At 61.7% G+C, this 16,847-nt stretch carries 13 protein-coding genes and 2 pseudogenes; 3 read left to right on the top strand and 12 right to left on the bottom strand.

Annotated elements, in window-relative coordinates; translation table 11 throughout:
* Positions 1-11: 11 nt before the first annotated feature.
* Both ACN8M7_RS23400 and ACN8M7_RS23395 read left to right on the top strand, forming a co-directional pair.
* Positions 12-1,523, top strand: a pseudogene (locus tag ACN8M7_RS23400) (methyl-accepting chemotaxis protein); the annotation flags it as partial.
* Between the two features lie 390 nt (positions 1,524-1,913).
* Positions 1,914-2,429 (top strand): annotated as a pseudogene (locus ACN8M7_RS23395) (methyl-accepting chemotaxis protein); the annotation flags it as partial.
* Between the two features lie 427 nt (positions 2,430-2,856).
* On the opposite strand, the gene ACN8M7_RS23390 reads toward ACN8M7_RS23395, so the two are convergent.
* The 4 genes from ACN8M7_RS23390 to ACN8M7_RS23375 are packed head-to-tail and all read right to left on the bottom strand — an operon-like array spanning position 2,857 to position 6,976.
* Positions 2,857-4,047 carry a Bcr/CflA family multidrug efflux MFS transporter gene (locus ACN8M7_RS23390; protein ID WP_490262320.1) on the bottom strand — a complete coding sequence of 397 codons (1,191 nt, stop codon included), beginning with the start codon at positions 4,045-4,047 and terminating at the stop codon, positions 2,857-2,859.
* 55 nt (positions 4,048-4,102) lie between these two features.
* A complete protein-coding gene (locus ACN8M7_RS23385) occupies positions 4,103-5,425 on the bottom strand; it encodes a TRAP transporter large permease (RefSeq protein WP_490262319.1) in 1,323 nt (440 codons plus the stop codon).
* Positions 5,422-5,952: a TRAP transporter small permease gene (locus ACN8M7_RS23380; protein ID WP_061242299.1), complete on the bottom strand. Its 531-nt coding sequence runs from the start codon at positions 5,950-5,952 to the stop codon at positions 5,422-5,424. Before ACN8M7_RS23380 ends, ACN8M7_RS23385 begins: the two co-directional genes overlap by 4 nt.
* Before the next feature lie 4 nt (positions 5,953-5,956).
* Positions 5,957-6,976 carry a TRAP transporter substrate-binding protein gene (locus ACN8M7_RS23375; RefSeq protein WP_490262318.1) on the bottom strand — a complete coding sequence of 340 codons (1,020 nt, stop codon included), beginning with the start codon at positions 6,974-6,976 and terminating at the stop codon, positions 5,957-5,959.
* 825 nt (positions 6,977-7,801) lie between these two features.
* On the opposite strand from ACN8M7_RS23375, the gene feaR reads away from it, so the two are divergent.
* On the top strand, positions 7,802-8,746 hold the full coding sequence (feaR, locus tag ACN8M7_RS23370; RefSeq protein ID WP_061242292.1) for a transcriptional regulator FeaR: 945 nt from the start codon (positions 7,802-7,804) through the stop codon (positions 8,744-8,746).
* A gap of 60 nt (positions 8,747-8,806) precedes the next feature.
* Here feaR and ACN8M7_RS23365 read toward each other — a convergent pair whose 3' ends face one another.
* The 8 genes from ACN8M7_RS23365 to ACN8M7_RS23330 all read right to left on the bottom strand — a co-directional run bounded on the left by ACN8M7_RS23365 (position 8,807) and on the right by ACN8M7_RS23330 (position 16,743).
* Positions 8,807-9,577, bottom strand: a complete 771-nt coding sequence (locus tag ACN8M7_RS23365; protein ID WP_061242291.1) for an SDR family oxidoreductase — start codon at positions 9,575-9,577, stop codon at positions 8,807-8,809.
* Complete coding sequence (locus ACN8M7_RS23360) at positions 9,577-10,371, bottom strand: SDR family NAD(P)-dependent oxidoreductase (protein ID WP_061242288.1); 795 nt, start codon at positions 10,369-10,371, stop codon at positions 9,577-9,579. Before ACN8M7_RS23360 ends, ACN8M7_RS23365 begins: the two co-directional genes overlap by 1 nt.
* Positions 10,364-11,185 (bottom strand): molybdenum cofactor biosynthesis F family protein, encoded by an 822-nt coding sequence (locus tag ACN8M7_RS23355; protein WP_061242285.1) that lies wholly within the window; start codon positions 11,183-11,185, stop codon positions 10,364-10,366. The genes ACN8M7_RS23360 and ACN8M7_RS23355 overlap by 8 nt, the downstream gene beginning before the upstream one ends.
* Positions 11,186-11,289: 104 nt before the next feature.
* A complete protein-coding gene (locus ACN8M7_RS23350; protein ID WP_061242283.1) occupies positions 11,290-12,753 on the bottom strand; it encodes an amidase in 1,464 nt (487 codons plus the stop codon).
* Between the two features lie 17 nt (positions 12,754-12,770).
* Positions 12,771-14,012 (bottom strand): MFS transporter, encoded by a 1,242-nt coding sequence (locus ACN8M7_RS23345; RefSeq protein WP_490262317.1) that lies wholly within the window; start codon positions 14,010-14,012, stop codon positions 12,771-12,773.
* Between the two features lie 320 nt (positions 14,013-14,332).
* Positions 14,333-14,980, bottom strand: a complete 648-nt coding sequence (locus tag ACN8M7_RS23340; RefSeq protein ID WP_490262316.1) for a helix-turn-helix transcriptional regulator — start codon at positions 14,978-14,980, stop codon at positions 14,333-14,335.
* Between the two features lie 67 nt (positions 14,981-15,047).
* Positions 15,048-15,407, bottom strand: a complete 360-nt coding sequence (locus tag ACN8M7_RS23335; protein ID WP_061242278.1) for a cupin domain-containing protein — start codon at positions 15,405-15,407, stop codon at positions 15,048-15,050.
* A 37-nt stretch (positions 15,408-15,444) separates the two neighbouring features.
* A complete protein-coding gene (locus tag ACN8M7_RS23330) occupies positions 15,445-16,743 on the bottom strand; it encodes an NAD(P)/FAD-dependent oxidoreductase (protein WP_061242276.1) in 1,299 nt (432 codons plus the stop codon).
* Positions 16,744-16,847: the final 104 nt, after the last annotated feature.

The raw sequence follows: 16,847 nt of genomic DNA, 5'->3' as shown, positions 1-16,847 counted from the left end.
TTGGTGGCGAAATGCCCTGCTCTGTTTTCAGCGGTTACCCGGCGCGGCCAATTCAACGCGTTGACCACCGCCGAGCGATTCGATTCACAGCCCAGGCTGCTCTGCGCTGGCGCTATGGCGGCACTCGACTAGTGTCTATGTCAGGACGTGCAAAGATGGCCCTGCAGGCAGGATGCGCCGCCCTCGCTCACGAAAGCACGTGGCGGGCCGATACAACAAAAAGACCCATCCAAATCCTTTCAGCATCCGCTGCCTTCATTGAAGTGCTGCTCACCTCAAGAGACGTCGCCATGTTCAATGCCATGTCCATTCGGCTGAAAATCGTCCTACTTTCGGGTCTTTCCCTGCTCGGCGTAACGGCCTTGATCGTGGGTATGAACCTCTACCAGAGCAGCCAGAACAACCAGCTTACTGGCGCGTCCAGCCGCCAAATGCTGACCGATGGCGTCGAGCAACTGCTGGAAGCCCGCGCATCCGAGCAGGCGGTTAGCCTGCAGCGCACCTTCGGCGACAGCCTGCTGCTGGTCACCAGCCTCGCCGACCAGGTGAACGACCTGCGGGTCCTGGCTGACAAAACCGCAATGCCCACCGCCCCACTGCGTGAAGCGATCAACCAGAGCATCAAGACCGCCTTCGAGCGCAATACCAAGGTACTGGGCATCTGGCTGGTATTCGAACCCAACGTGCTGGATGGCCGCGATGCCGAGTTCGTCGACGACAGCGCCCATGGTTCCAACGAAACCGGCCGTTTCTCCAGTGCCTGGACGCGCAGCACGCCACAGCCCATGAACATCATGATCACCGAGGGCGACCTCAATAAAACCGAGCTGAGCATCAGTGGCACGCCCTACAACAGCTGGTACACCTGCCCTCGTGAGCGCAAGAGCGCCTGCCTGCTCGAGCCCTATGCCGACACCCTGGAAGGCCAGCACGTACTGATGACCACGCTGTCGATTCCGCTGATGGACGGCGACAAGGTGATCGCCACCATGGGCGTCGACCTCGAGCTCGCCGCCCTGCAAGCGGCAGCAGGCGAAGCCCAGCGCGGCCTGTTCGACAACGCCGGTCGTGTGCTGATCGTCTCCCCCAGCGGCACCCTCGCCGCCTACAGCACCGACGACAGCCAGATCGGCAAGAACATCAGCGAAACCCAGGGTGACGAAGGCCGCAAGATCCTCGCGGCAGTGGGTAACGGCACCCACAGCATCCTCAGCCAGGGCGATTTCATCTATGCCGTCTACCCTGTCAGTCCCATCGCCAATGCCAAGCCCTGGGGCGTATCGATAGGCCTGCCAGAGAAGGTGCTGCTGGCCGACGCGGTGAAGCTGCAGAACCTGCTCGACCAGGCCCAGACCAGCGGCACCGTCAAAGCCCTGGCAGTAGCACTGGTGGCCTGCCTGGTGGGCTTGGTGCTCATCTGGCTGACCGCATCCGGCGTCACCCGCCCGATCAACGAAGTGGCCCACATGCTCAAAGACATCGCCAGCGGTGAAGGCGACCTGACCCAGCGCCTGCGCTACAACAAACGCGACGAACTGGGCGAGCTAGCGAGCTGGTTCAACCGCTTCCTCGACAAACTGCAGCCGACCATCGCACAGATCAAGCAGAGCATCACCGAGGCGCGCAGCACGGCCGACCAGTCCTCGCACATCGCCAGCCAGACCAGCGACGGCATGCAGATCCAGTTCCGCGAAGTCGATCAGGTGGCCACCGCCTCCAACGAGATGAGTGCCACTGCCCAGGAGGTCGCCAGCAGCGCCTCCAACGCCGCCGAAGCCGCCCGGGGCGCCGACGAATCAGCCCAGCAGAGCAGGAGTCTCATCGAACGCAGCAGCCAGGACATCCGCCTGCTGGCCGATGAAGTGAGCAAGGCGGTGAGCGAGGTCGAGGCCCTGGCCGTCAACAGCGAACAGATCGGTTCGGTGCTGGAGGTGATCCGCAGCATTGCCGAGCAGACCAACCTGCTGGCGCTCAATGCCGCCATCGAGGCCGCCCGGGCCGGCGACAGCGGGCGCGGCTTCGCGGTGGTAGCTGACGAAGTGCGCAACCTGGCCAAACGCACCCAGAATTCGGTCGAGGAAATCCGTCAGGTCATCGAACGCATCCAGGGCGCGACCCGTGGTGTGGTCACCACCATGCACGCCAGCCAGCAGCATGCGCAAACCAACGTCGAGCAAATCCAGCGCGCCGCCCAGGCCCTGGGCCGGATCAGCGAAGCGGTGTCGGTGATCAGCGACATGAACCTGCAGATCGCCAGCGCCGCCGAAGAGCAGAGCGCCGTGGCCGAAGAGGTCAATCGCAACGTCGCGGCCATCCGCAGCGTCACCGAAACCCTGACCGAACAGGCGACCGAGTCGGCGAAAATCAGCAGTCAGCTCAACAATCTGGCCAACCACCAGATGAAACTGATGGATCAGTTCAAGGTGTAAGGCGATACGGCAGCGCACCAAAGACCCGCAGCCTCTGTGACGCATGCGCCAAGGACATTGGCTGTGGCGCCCTCACCGGGCTCGCTGAAGCGCTGCCGACCCGAATAGCTCACCGCTGCAGCAGGCATTCATCCGCTCGGCCGTCCGTTTTTCGAGAGAAGATCGCCTCGACTTGCTAGAATCGCCGGCCCGCTGCCAGCGAGCGGGCTCGGCCATTTACCCTGGCCACTCCTTCATCCCTGAACAAGCAATCTGCGTATGTCTTCGAAGTCGCCCACACCCGCGCCCCTTTCCCGCCGCTTCTCCGTCGCCCCGATGATGGATCGGACGACCTAAATCACCCAGGCCACTGATTTAGAGGCCTTGGGCAGAATAATCCAGCGGTTCGTACCACTTTTTTACCACCTAGCGGTCTAGCGTCCCCTATTTAATGTTGTAAGCCATATCTCCTCGCAACCTTGTAAGCCACCGAACACCCGATCCCTGAAATGCCGATGAGTATGCTCATGGGAGCAGCCGTGCCGTCGTGAAACACGCCAGCCAACGCGCTGGACAGCATACCGAGGCCAAATTGCAGCGATACCGCCAGACCGGCGGCGGCTCCAGCTTGATGGGGAAAGTATGCCAGCAGGCTGGCCAGGCAGTTGGCGCCAATCAGACCGGTCACGCTGACATAGAGCAGGACGCAGATCACCACGGCAGGCAGGCAGCCCAGGCTCGAAGTTCCCACAAGAGCAAGGGCGATCCCGGATAAAGCCGCGACGGCTACTCCCGCCTTGAGCATCTGCCTCGTCCCAAATCGAGGAACCAGCCGTGCATTGAGCAGGGTGGCGACGATCACCCCGGCGATGTTGAGTGCGAACAAACCACCATAGTGCTGCGGTGAAACACCGAAATACTGGATATAAACAAAGGGTGACGCAGTGATGAAGGCGAACATGCCGGCGAAAGACAGGCCCATACACAGGATGAGCCCCAACGCCACAGGTGCACGGAGCATGTGCCCGTAAGCGCGAAAGACCTGGCCCAGCGAAGCTCCTCGCCGCTCTGGCGGATGACTTTCCGGCAAGTAGGAAACCACCAGAGTTAGGCAGAGCCCGGCGATCGCCAATAACAGCAGGAACAACGAACGCCACCCCGCCAGCAGCATCAGGTAGCTGCCTACCAACGGCGCCAATAGCGTGGCGAGCATGGTCACCAAGTGCATGAGCGAGAATACCCTGGCCGCTGCATTCAGGGGAAACAGATCACGCACGACCGCCCTGGCCAGCACAGAGGCTGCCGCGCCGCCCAGTGCTTGCAGGAAGCGCCACAGCAGCAGAGACTCGGCACTGCTTGCCAGCGCACAACCCAGGCTGGCTGCCACATAGAGGCTAATACCGAAGAGCAACAGCGGACGCCTGCCAAAGCGATCCGAAAGCGGCCCATAGAGCAGCATGCCCAAGCACAGCCCCGCGAGAAATACGCTGATAGTAAGTTGTACGCTGGCCTCTGCGGCTCGCAGATCCGCCGCGATCAGGGGCAAGCTGGGCAGATACAGATCGATGGAGAGCGGGCCAAAGGCCGTCAGAGCAGCGAGAAGAACGATCAGACGCTGCGGATTGGCGACTGCGGACATGCATGATCACTCGTGATTGAGACGGCCAACCCGCGCGCTGGTCGTCTGCGCAGGGTTACAGACCGAGCAGCCAGAGACACATCCCCGGGAAGAGCAGCAACAGAGCGATGCGCAACAGATCGGAGACGAGGAAAGGCAACACGCCTCGTGCAGTCTCGGCAAAGGACACATCCCCTGCCGCCTTTTGAACAATGAACAGGTTCATCCCCAGTGGCGGCGTAATCAGACCGATCTCCACCACCATCAACGCCAGGATGCCGAACCAGATGGATTTCGCCGTCGCATCCAGGCCATAGAAATCCAGACCGAGTATCAGCGGGTAGAAGATGGGGATAGTCAGCAGAATCATCGCCAGCGAATCCATCACGCAACCCAGCACCAGATACAGCAGCAGAATCGCCAGCAGCACCAGCATCGGCTCGAAGCCGGCATTCATCACCCAGCTGGCAAGCTCGGTGGGCATCTGGGTCAAGGCCAGGCCAGAGTTCAGCAGATCGGCGCCAAGCAGTACGAAGAAGATCATCGCTGTGGTCTCGGCGGTGCCCAGCAGACTGGCACGCACACCCAGCCAGCGCATGCCGCCTTGCAGCACCGCAAGAATGCCGCAGGCAGCCGCCCCGATCGAGGCCGCCTCGGTAGGATTGGCCCAACCGCCGTAGATACCGACGATCACCACCAGAAACACCACCAGCACCGGTGTAACCTTGATCAGCGCCCTCACCCGCTCGCTTGCACTGGCCTTGGCTACACCCTCGTCTGCAGCCCCATCGCGGCTAACCAGCAGACGCAGTACCAGCATGTAGCCGAGCATTGCCAGCAAACCGGGAATTACCGCAGCGACGAACAACTTGGCGATGGATTCCTGGGTCAACACGGCGTAGATGATCAACGGCACCGAAGGCGGAATCAGAATGCCCAGAGTCCCACCGGCCGCGACGGTAGCCGTGGCCAGACGCCCCGAATAGTGATGGCGACGCAGCTCCGGCAGGGCCACCTGACTCATGGTGGCCGAGGTGGCCAGGGAGGATCCGCAGATGGCCCCGAAACCGGCGCAAGCACCGATGGCGGAAATGCCGAGGCCGCCGCGCAGGTGACCGACAAAAGCGGCAGCACACTGGAAGATCGTACGCGACAGGCCACCATGGGTGGCGAACTGGCCCATCAGCACGAACAGCGGAATCACCGCCAGGTCGTAGTTGGAAAGCCTTGAGTAGACCAGGTTGTTGAGGGTGAACAGCAAGGCGTTCAGATCACCGGCATTGACCGCCCAGTAACACAGCGCACCGCCGACCAGCATGGTGATACCGATATGCACCCGCAACACCAGTAGCGTGAGGGTAACCCCCAAGGCACATAGGCCGAGACTCAGACCACTCATGCTTTGGCTCCAGGCAAGACGATGTCGGCAACCCGCTGCAATGCGCACAGCGCCAAAAGCACCAGGCTCGGAACGATCAGCAGCAACGGAATCCATAACGGAATGGACAGCAAGGTGGTGACATCGCCGTACTCGCGGCTATCTAGCATCTGCAAGCTGGTGCGCCAGGCCAGGATGACGGCAACCCCAACACAGAGCAGATGAGCCAGAGCATCGAGGCAACGTTTTACCGCCTCGGGAGCCGCCAGGGTGAAGGCATCGGCCTTGAGGTGATTGCCGCGCAGCTCGCACATCGGCAGGAATGCAGCAATGGCCACCGCGGCGCCGACTTGCATGAGCTCCATGTCGCCGCGAATCGGCGCAGCGAACAGCTTGCGGCCGACGATGGAAATCAGCGACATGCCGATCAGCGCCAGCAACAGCAAGCCGCCTGACAGGGCAAAGCCCTGGGTGAGCCCGTTCAGCACGCGGCGAGTTGGTCCTTGCGCCTGCATAGGCACGGGGTCGAACGACAGCGGCTCGTTCATCCTATCAACGCTCTTGTGCAGCCAGACGACGCAAGCCGGTTACCAGCGCCTGTGCATCCAGACCACGACCGTTCGCTTCTTCGATCCACTGCTCGGCCACCGGTGCCGCAGCGCGCTGCATCGCCTCATAGGTGCCTGCATCGAGGGCCACGATACTGCCCTCCTTCGCAGCCTTCTGAGTCTTGGCGATCTCCTCGTCCCAGGCTTTGCCGAAACGCTCCGACAGGACCTTGCCGCTGTTGCGCTCGACGATTTCCTTTAGGTCCGCGGGCAGGCTGTCGTACTTGCGCTTGTTCATCAACATGCCCAGCACCGTGTAACCGATTGCCGGCTGCCCTTCGCCAAGCAGGCTGTGGTAGTTCGTCACTTCGTCGAGCTTGGTTGGCGCCACCACCTCCCAGGTCGCCAGGGCACCGTCGACCACTCCCTTGGCAATCGCCTCGGTCATCTGCGCCGGCGGCATGCTCACAGGGCTTGCTCCCAGGCTTTCCAGGGTCTTGGCGGCAGTGCGACTGGAGGCTCTGAGCTTGAGCCCTTTGAAATCCTCGAGCGACCTGATCGGCTTGTCACGCGTATGCACGTCCATGCCGCCATCACCGAACAGCGCCAGCACCTTGAATCCCTTGAAATCGTCCTGGGCATACTGCTCGAAGTAGTCCCAGATGATGGCATTGCCCCGCTGTCCGCCATAGGGCAGGACGAACGGCAGCTCCAGCGCCTCCACCCGTGGGAATTTGCCAGCCGAATAGCCCGGCGCCGTCCAGACGATATCGGCCACGCCGTTGCGCGCCATGTCGGCGAGCGTGGCGGGCGTGCCGCCCAACTGCATGGAAGGATAGATCTGGCAGGTGATGCGCCCGGCCGACTCGGCGCTGAGCTGTTCGCACCAGGGCTTGATGACGTTGGCGTGGGCGTTGGAGTTGGCCGGCAGGAAATGCGCGACCTTCAGCGTGACCGTTTCGGCCTGGGCCAGAACAGGCAGGCTCAGTGCCACGCAGAGTGCAGCCAGGGCGTAGGTCTTCATAAGGAGTGGAGCTCCCATCTTGTTGTTGTCGGCGGCGCGAGGAGTTGTCGCGCACTGGATGCTTATTTATTAATAAATTAACTTTTTAACCAACCCTGTCAACCTTCTCATTTTGATGCCTACGTAAAACCCCTCTCGAAAACCATATAACTCTTTAAAAATCATGAATATAAAAAATTCACATCTCTCATCATTGGCTCACTCTCAGCTCTTCCGCGAGAAACCTGATAGATAAGATATTATTAAAAATTGAAACCACCGACCCCTCTGCAGCCAAGGGCAGGCGGCAGGTCTTGCTTGCCAGCGCTGTCAGACCGAGGGCATGACGAGCAGAAGCAGCGTCTCGGCTCCACTCACCGCCGACCGAAACCTTGGCGGAAATGCGGCCACAATCCTTGATAGTGAAGCCATCATCGACGCCGCCCAGCGGACGCCTGAAATAAACGCTCAGGTCGACCTCAACCAGCGCGGGTACCAGATTGCCGGAACGCCAGGCCTGGCAGACGTCCTCGGCGCACCAGAAGAGCTTCCATAACGGTGTGAGCTATTAGGGAGCGCAAACGCCGGCAATGCTTGGCCACACTTGCCAGCGGACTTGACCCGACGCGCCACAGCCAACAGTGCACCTGTTGTGTGCAGCAGTAACAAAGAGCGCACCGAGAGTCGGCGAATGGCCGCTTGAGTATCAGATTCCAGCCCTGCGCAATGGCGCTTTGCGGCAACAAGGAATGACTTGCAAGAACACGGCACGGTTCATGCTTAACATGTTAATAAAAATTCGAATGCGTCATTCGGTAACATGTTAACAAGCATAAAGGGGTCGCCATGCACGCTCAGCAGGCAATGCACAGCTCATTCGAAAACTGGCAGCGCTCCATCCAATCCGTTTGCGGCAACTACGAGACCCGCCTGGCGTTCAACAGCACCCTGTTCATCGGTGACGTCTATGCCAAGGAACACGCAGGTCTGACGCTGGCTCACCTGAAGACCAATGCCGGCCAGATCTCGCGTAAGGCCAAGACAGGTCGCGATGACGACCGTTACTGCTTCCTGGTAAGCCAGCGCAGTGGCTGCTCACAGATATCCCAGAACGGCCGGACCGTGCAGTTGGCACCGGGCGACCTAGTGCTCATGGACTCGGTAGGCTCGTGCGAAATCACCCCACAGGGATTGATCGAACATGCTTCCCTGCATTTGCCGCGGGAAGATGTCCTGCGCACACTCCGTAATGATCGCTCGCTTTTCGGCAAGGTTTCACCTCGCTGCACCAGCGGCCGCATGCTGCGTCTGCTGGTGGACCAGCTATATCTCAGCGAAGCCGGCATCCAGGCCGATGCTTGCGAAGGTGAAGCCATACTGAGTGCGTTTACCAGTCTGCTCGGCCCTGCCCTGACTCAGCGCGAACAGCAGGCCGAAATCACAGACTCGATTGCTGGCAACAGCCTGCGACGGCAGGCACGACAGCTGATCGACGAATCGCTGAGCCACCCCAACCTGACGCCGGTAGCCTTGGCCAGCCGCCTGCAGATATCCGTGCGCCAGCTCTATCGACTCTTCGAGGAACAGAACGACAGCGTATGCCGCTACATCCAGCGAACTCGCCTGCAGCGCAGCGCCAGTGATCTAGCCAACCCCAATCTACGTCGCGAATCGATTACTGCCATTGCCTACAAGTGGGGTTTCACCGACTCGGCGCACTTCAGCCGTGCGTTCAAGAAACAGTTCGAGCAATCGCCCAAGGACTACCGCGCCCTGGCCATCGATCAGTAGCGGAAGGCCAGCCCAGGCAGGTACCGGCTGCGACGACCGAAGGTCGCCACCGACATAGTCTCAGTCAAGCGCTGCCTGGGTTTCCGGAAGGGTCGCACCGCCATCCACCACAATGGTCTGCCCGGTAATATAGCCGGCACCTTCGGAGGCGAGAAACAGCATGGCACCGGCAATATCAGCCGGTTCGCCCAGGCGACCCAACGGTACCCCGCGGGCGATATCGGCACTGTGGGCACCATCACCCAGATTACCCATCGCCGGAGTACGGATCATTCCCGGTTCAACACCATTGACCCGCACCCCACGCCTGGCCAGCTCCAGCGCCGCACTGCGGATGAAACCGTTGACCCCTGCCTTGGACGCCGCATAGTGACTCAGCCCCGGATAGGCGACCCGTGGCCCGGTCACCGACGAAGTGACCAGCACGCAGCCCCTGCCGAGGCGCTCGAACAACGGCAACGCACCCTGGGTGAGCCAGAACAGCGCGCTGAGATTCACCGCCAGGGTGCGCTGCAGGATCGTCGGAGTGATTTCTGCGAAAGGCGTCAGCGGAAAGTAGCCGGCGTTGTGCACCAGGACGTCCAGGCGCTCCAGCCCGCCAAGCAGCGCGGCGATGGCCGCTTCGTCGGCCAGGTCGATCGCCAGCGCCTGCACATCGTGCCCCTGGCTCTGCAGCTCGCGCGCCAGTGCCTGGGCTGGCTGCACCTGCAGGTCGGCGATCAGCACGCACGCCCCGCTAGCGGCAAAGCCCTCGACAATGCTGCGACCGATGCCCTGGGCGCCACCAGTGACCAATACGGTCTGCCCGGCGAAATCAAATCGTGCGTTCATCAGGCACCTCCTAAACGGTCGAACACCAGGGTCGGCACGTCGACGATGCTGGAACCGCCGTCGGCGACGATGCTGGCTCCGGTGATGATCGACGCCTCGTCACTGATCAGGAAACGGCATACGCTGGCGATTTCCTCGGCACTGGCCGGACGCCGCAGAGGCACGTCGGCGGTAACACGGGCGTAGGCGGAATCAAGGTCTTCGCCGAAGTGCTGCATCAGCGGTTGCATCTCCTCGTCGGCCATCGGCGTGCGCACCCAGCCGGGGCACACGCAGTTGACCCGCACGCCCAGTGGGCCGTAATCACGCGCCAGGGAGCGATTGAGGCCGAGCAGCGCATGCTTGGCAGTGGTGTAGCCACACACCTGCGGGCCGGCAGCCAGCGAGGCGATGGAACCGAGTAGGACGATGCTGCCGCGCCGCTCGATCAGCAACGGCAGGCAGGCTCGGGCGCTGTGAAAGGCGCTGTCGAGATTGCTGCGCATGGCGGCCTGCCAGCCCTCATCGGACGTTTGCGTGGCCGTGCCGAGACCATGGCCACCAGCACAGGCCAGCAGCGCATCGAGGCCTCCGAAGCGGCTGCGGATCTGCTCGACGAAACCACTCCACGCCTCGGCGCTGGCAGCATCTCCAACCAGCACCAGGCCACCAGTTTGCGCCGCCACACGTTCCAGAGGCTGGCGGCGACGGCCGACCAGCACCAGATTATGACCTTCGCCCGCCAGCCGCCGGGCACAGGCTTCACCGATGCCGGTGCCTGCCCCCGTGATGGCGATAGTCTTCGCCTTACTCATTGGGGTACTCGGTGCGGTTGATCACGCTGCAATAGGAAGCCACTGGGAAGTTGGACAGCTCATCGAAGCCGCCACCGGCATAGCCGAAGATCTTGCCATCGCTACGGTGATTGGCCATGTCGATCATCACTAGGCCTAGGGTCGGCACGATCTTCTCGCGCCAGACAAACATGTACAGCTCATCGGCGATCTTGTAGTAGTGACAACGATCGGTGTCGCACAGCCCCGCTTCCACACCTTTCAGGCACTGCCAGGTGTAGAAGTTTTCGTTGAGGTAGATATGCTCGTAAACCTCGGTCGGGCTGTAGCGATAGAGATTGCGCAGCCCCACCAGCTCGCGGGTCGGCGCGTGCGGGCAAGCGCCCTCCTGCCAAGGTTTGTCCAGGCTGCCGTGGAAGAACTCGACCTCTACGCCGGTCAACAGTTTGCCGGCCAGAGCCCGGTGATAGAGGCCTTCGTGGGTGGTTTCAGCATCCGGCAGACGGCCGATTACCGCCGTGAAGGAGGCGCTGCCAATATCCAGCACCAGGCTGATCGACCAGTCCTGACCTTGCTCGTGCTTGAGGAAATCCACCAGGTAGATACCGGGGCGTACCGAAGTGGCGCGGTAGGTTGCACTGCCCTGCGAATGACCGTCGGCGGCCTGCCAGCTCAGGCACTCGGACTCGAAGCGGTGAGCGATTTGCCAGCCATTGGCAAAGTGCAGCGTCAGGCTTCGCCCAGCGAGGTCGGCCAGGTTCGGCAGGATGAAGGATTCCTGGGCAAAGCCATCGGCCAGGGCTCCTACGGTGATCCAGTCGGAATTCGTGCTCATGCGGACATCTCGAAGTGGTGGGTAGAGCCTGCATGGTGCGTGATCGGTTGAAGCCCGCCTATCAACCGGATGGTTGAGGGGCGGGCTTTTGTCCTGCCCCTCAATCAGTTCGCAGCCTTGCTCTGACGGGCGTTTACCGCAGGCACGCGAGACGCCCAAGGCTGCGCCTGCTCCAGCTGAGCAGCCAGAGCCAGCAAGGTGGCCTCGTCACCGAAGCGACCGGCAAAATGCGCACCGATGGGCAGGCCTGCGGCCGTCCAGTACAGCGGCACCGACATCGCCGGTTGGCCGGTGGCGTTGAACAGCGCGGTAAACGGCGAATAGCTGTGGAACTGCTCCATCACCTCGTCAAGGCTGAGCCGTTCATCGAAGGCATCCAGATCACCGATGCGTGGCGGCTCACGGGTCAGGGTCGGCGTGAGAATCACATCGAACTGCTGCAGGAACCCGGCAAAGACACGCCCCAGCGTATGGATCCAGTCGACTGCCGCCGCATAACGTGCGCCAGCGATATCACCACGCTCGCGCAGGATGATGCGGGTACGCGGCTCCAACTCCTCCAGCGCCACCGGCTGACCACGCATCTGCCCCAGCATGTCGATGTAACCACGGGTGCTCGCACCGATGATGTCGAAGACGCGATCCAGGAAGACCGGCAGCTCGACCGGCAACCGAGTCACCTCGACCGAGTGGCCAAGGCTCTCGCACAGGCGCGCCGCATGCCGCACGGCAGCCAGGCTTTCGGCAGAGCTTGGCCAGGGGTCGAGATGCTCGACCAGCGCGATACGCAGCGGGCGCGATGGCCCCTGCGCAGCAGCGAGATAGGAGGTGCTGTGCAACGGAGCCGCGTAAGGCGCGCCCAGATCCATACCAGCCGTCACATCGAGCAATGCAGCGCTGTCACGCACGGACAGGGTGATCGCGTGCGGTGTACCCATGCCGGCCCAACCTTCGCCGACCAGCGGCCCGGACGGCATGAGCCCACGGCTCGGCTTGAAACCGAACACGCCGCAGCAGGATGCGGGAACCCGCAGCGATCCACCGCCATCGTTGCCGTGGGCGAAAGGAACCACCCGCGCGGCCACCAGTGCTGCCGCTCCACCGCTGGAGCCACCAGCACTGCGCTCTGTGTCCCAGGGATTACGAGTGGCTCCGAAGCGCGTGGACTCCGTGGTGTAGGACGTACCGAATTCGGGCGCCGTGCTGCTGCCGGCGAACACGCAACCGGCCTGCCGCAGTCGCGTCACTACCTCGGCTTCAAAATCGGCACGCACCTCGCCGCAGGCCTGGGAACCGTTGGTCATCAGCGCACCACGCAGCGGTGAGAACAGATCCTTGATCAGAGTCGGCACACCGGCGAAAGCACCCTGACGGGTACTGGCCGACTGCGCATCGAGGCGGGCCCTGTCATAGAGTTTTTCGCAAACTGCATTGAGCTGCGGTTCGACCTGTTCGATGCGTTCGATGACCGCCTCCAGCAGTTCGCCGGGTAGTACCTCCCCCGTGCGTACCAGTTCGGCGAGCCCGTAGCCATCGTGACTGTCCAGCAGCGAGTGAATGCTGTGCATAGTGAGTTTCCTTGGAATCAGGAGTGGGTAGAAAGTGGTTCAGCCGAACGCTTACGCTGGATCAGCCCGGTAACCAGCCACAGTGACGCAGCCACAAGGCTGGCCACTGCCAGCCAGTGAATCGAGGCGCGCAAGTCGCCGGTGAATGCACCAACCAGCGCGACCACCAATGGGCTGACGAACTGGCCGATATAGAGGCAGGCCGTGAACAGGCCGAGACCACGCCCCCGGGTACTGACGTTCAGTGCGTTCATCACAGGTGCCATGGCATTTGGCACCAGCAGGCCAGCGCCAAGGCCATGCACGCTCACGGCCAGCAAGACCTCGTTGTAGCTGTGCGCACGGGTCAGCAACCACAGGCCCAGCGCCAGCAGGGTCAGCAGTGCAACGTTGCAACCCGCGATACCCAGACCTCGACGCAGCAGCGGCCAGATCAGTGAGCCACCGAGAGTGGCCAGCAGCCCCAATCCTGCAGACAGGCCAATCAGGGTGCTGGAGGTGACGCCCATCCCCACCAGCAGAACGGGTGTCTGCACCGGCACGATCAGGCTAAGGATCATTCCGCCCAGAATCAGCAGATAGCCACTGACCAGTGCCGGAATCGAGACCTGCTCATCGTCCTCGTCGGAAGCCGTCTCCACCCGCTCACGAACGGGTTCCCAGAGCACCCGGATCATCGCCGGCACCAACAACAGCGGCAGCAGATAGAGATAGAACGGCAGGCGCCATGACTGTTCGCCCAACGCACCGCCGACAACGAAGAACAGTGCGCCCACCAGGCCGATGGTGACCACCTGCAGGTTGACGTAGCGCATGCGCGCCTCCCCTCGCCAGTAGTCGGCGATCAGGGTGGCGCAGCAGGTCATGATCGCCGCTTCGGTGCAACCGAAGAGCAGGCGCACAGCAACGATGGCTGTCAGATCGTTGAGCAGCGCCGGGATCATTCCCAGCAACGCGTACAACTGGGTAGCGATCACCAGCAGCGCCTTGCGCCCAACCCGGTCGGCCAGCCAGCCGGCCAAAGGCGCGCAAAGGGCGATGGCCAGGGCCGGGCCGGTCACGGCCAGGGGCACCAGCAGCTCGGCATGTGGCGAAGTCGGGCCAAACTCGGCGGCCAGCTTCGGCAGCATGGGTGCGACCATCACCGCACCCATGATGGTCAGGCTGCTGCCAAGCATCAGCACCACGCCTTCACGCCGGCCGCTGGCCTGCCGGGCGTTGGGCGCTGCCGCGCCTGCAAGGGAATGTTCCAGGGACATACTGAAGACCTCGAAGAAGTGAAGAGGAATCCATGGCGAGCGTCGCAAGGACACCCCTCGGGATCCTGCCTACGGCGTTTGCCAAAGGCTCCGAGATGCAAGGCCATCGACCGTGCGCCGGCGGTACGCAGGCATCCTAGGGCGCGGTCTGAAACCACCGTTATCCAAATTCGGCAGAATCACGACGACCATTTCCGGCCGCTCGGAGCAGGCTCCGACCTGCCAGAAATGGCTAGCACAAGACAGATGCGGTGTTCGGCTGCGAAGGCCGTTTTGTGGGATGGAAGGCGAAGGGGCGTCAGGCGAACCCCGTGCAAGTCTTACAGGAAAAGCGTCGCCACCAGTTCGGTACGATTGCTTACACCCAACTTGCGAAATAGATTGATCAGATGGGTCTTGACGGTGGGCAGGCCAACGTTGAGTCGTCGAGCGATGTCCTTGTTGCTGTAGCCAGCTCGCAACAGCTCAGCTACTTGCCACTCCCGTGCAGTCAGTTGCATGCGCGAAGCGACGGACGTTGGCGGTGCCACGGCAATCTCGAACAGTCCCTGCAGAGCCTGTAGTTGCTGCAGTTCGTGCATGGCGAAGGCGCCAAGCTGCGAACCACGCAGCAGCGAGATACCCGCCACGGGACGCCCATGCTCGAAAGCCAGTACCTCGACGACATCGATGACGCCGAAGCGCTCGAGGAAATCCCTGTAGCGCCGATTGGCGGCGGCGTCCTGCGCACTCATGCCCAGTTGCAAGGGCACAACACTGCTGCCGGTGCGCTGGCAGTTGCGTGGCTGTAGCGGATCGACCTGACGATAGTCGGACAGATAGCGCTCATGCATGTCCAAGCGCATCTGCTGCAGGAGGAAATCGTGCGGTTCGAGCTGGTCGGCAATGCGATAGAAGACACCGGCGGAGACGGGTAGCAACGCCAGGAAGCTGTTCAGGCAACGCTTACCCACCTCTGCGTCATACATGATCACGTGACTCAGTTAGACCCTGGCGACCGAATCGGCCGCCAGGTTGTGCAGCCAGTGGTTAGGGTTACACCACGGCCATGTAATGTTTGGTGAAGCTTTCGCTGAGCACGTCCCACAGCACGCTAGTGCCCTTGGTCACGAACCAGCTGTCGCCAGCCTTGTAGCGGGTGCTCTGGCCGGTGGCCTCATCAGTCAGAATGACCTCGCCGAACACCACGGTGGCCTGTTCGTTGAACGGATACACCATGCGGAACTTGCTCTTGGTCACAGCGAAGTAACCGGCGCTGAGCGCATCGGTTGGGGCGCCGAAGGTCATCTTGCCGAAAGCCTTGCCCTCGCCTTCGAGAATCTCCGAGCCCAGGTCGGCAATGGTGCCCCAGGTATCCAGCTCGTTGAGGGTGGTGCCTTGTTTGATGGGAGTCATTGGATATTTCCTCTGTTAATGATCGTCAATGGATGGATCAGCGCCGCCCGTTCCAGTACCCCGATAGCTGGTGCCAGGATTTGCCGGCAGTGAGCAGCAACGGACGAATCTGGTCTTTACCGATCACCTGGATGCGACGCACCGAGCTGATCAGGTCATAGCGCGCCGAGCCTTCGCTCATACCCTCGGCCAGCACCTTGCAAATGATGTGACTGGGGGTAACGCCGAAGCCCGAGTAACCCTGCACGAAGAACACATTGGGGTGCTGCGGCAAGGTGCCGATCTGGGGGAACAGATTGGGGCTGCAGGCCATAGGGCCACCCCAGGCCAGGTCGATCTTCACGTCCTTGAGGTAAGGGAAAATCTTCAGCATCAGGTTACGGTTCCAGGCCTTGAGGTCGCTTGGAATGTGCTCGACGAAGGGCGTGGCCGAACCGAATAGCAGGCGGTTCTCACGGGTGACCCGGTAGTAGTCGATGACCGGGCGAATATCGCTGTAGGCACCGCGAATCGGGCTGATACGCTCGATCAGCTCATCCGACAGCGGCTCGGTGACCATCTGGAAGGCATAGGTGTTGATGGTGCTCCTGTGCAGCTCCGGCTCCATCTTGTTGAGGAAGCTGTCGCAGGCCCAGAGCAGCTTACCGGCCTTGACCGAGCCCTTGGCGGTACGCACCGTGACGCGCTCGCCATAGGTCACTTCCAGCGCCGGGCTGTACTCGAAAATCTTCACGCCGTGACTGGCCAGCGCCTTGGCCTCGCCCAGCAGAAGGTTGAGCGAATGCACATGGCCGGCGCCCATGTGCAGCAAGCCACTGGAATAGGCATCGGAACCGATCATCTGCTTGAGCTCGCTGCCCACCAGCAGACGGATCTCCTGCTGCGGACTCAGCGCCTTGAACTCCTTCTCCCAGGCAGCCAGAGTCTTTTCCTGGCGGGCATTGAAACCCATGTAGCCATAGCCATGGCAGAAGTCGGCATCGATGGCGTACTTCTCGATGCGGCTCTTGATGATCTGCGCGCCCTGGTCGCTGATCTCCAGAATCGCGCGCAGGCCGTCCTCCCCCACATCCTTGCGGATCTTCTCCAGGTCATGGCCGATACCCGCCATGATCTGCCCGCCGTTGCGCCCAGTACCACCGAAGCCGAGGTAGCGCCCCTCCAGCACGACGATGTTGGTGATGCCCTTCTCGGCCAGCTCCAGAGCTGTGTTTATGCCGGAAAAGCCGCCACCGATCACGACCACGTCTGCGTCGATATCCGCCTCGAGGGACGGAAAGCTGAGGTCATACTTCTTGGTGGCCGTGTAGTAGGTAGGCGTTTCGATATTGATCATGGGAAGCAACCTAAGTATTCGAGAAGGAACGACTGCTAAACGTGCCCGGCGCCGTGCACGTTGCGTTCTGCTGGATCACATTAGGAACTCATCAGGCCAAGCAC

It is taken from the genome of Pseudomonas spartinae (genome assembly GCF_965197125.1).
In the GTDB taxonomy this organism is placed as follows: domain Bacteria; phylum Pseudomonadota; class Gammaproteobacteria; order Pseudomonadales; family Pseudomonadaceae; genus Aquipseudomonas; species Aquipseudomonas composti_A.
Note: the sequence above shows the minus strand (reverse complement) of the source record. Positions and strands in the feature narration are given on the sequence as shown.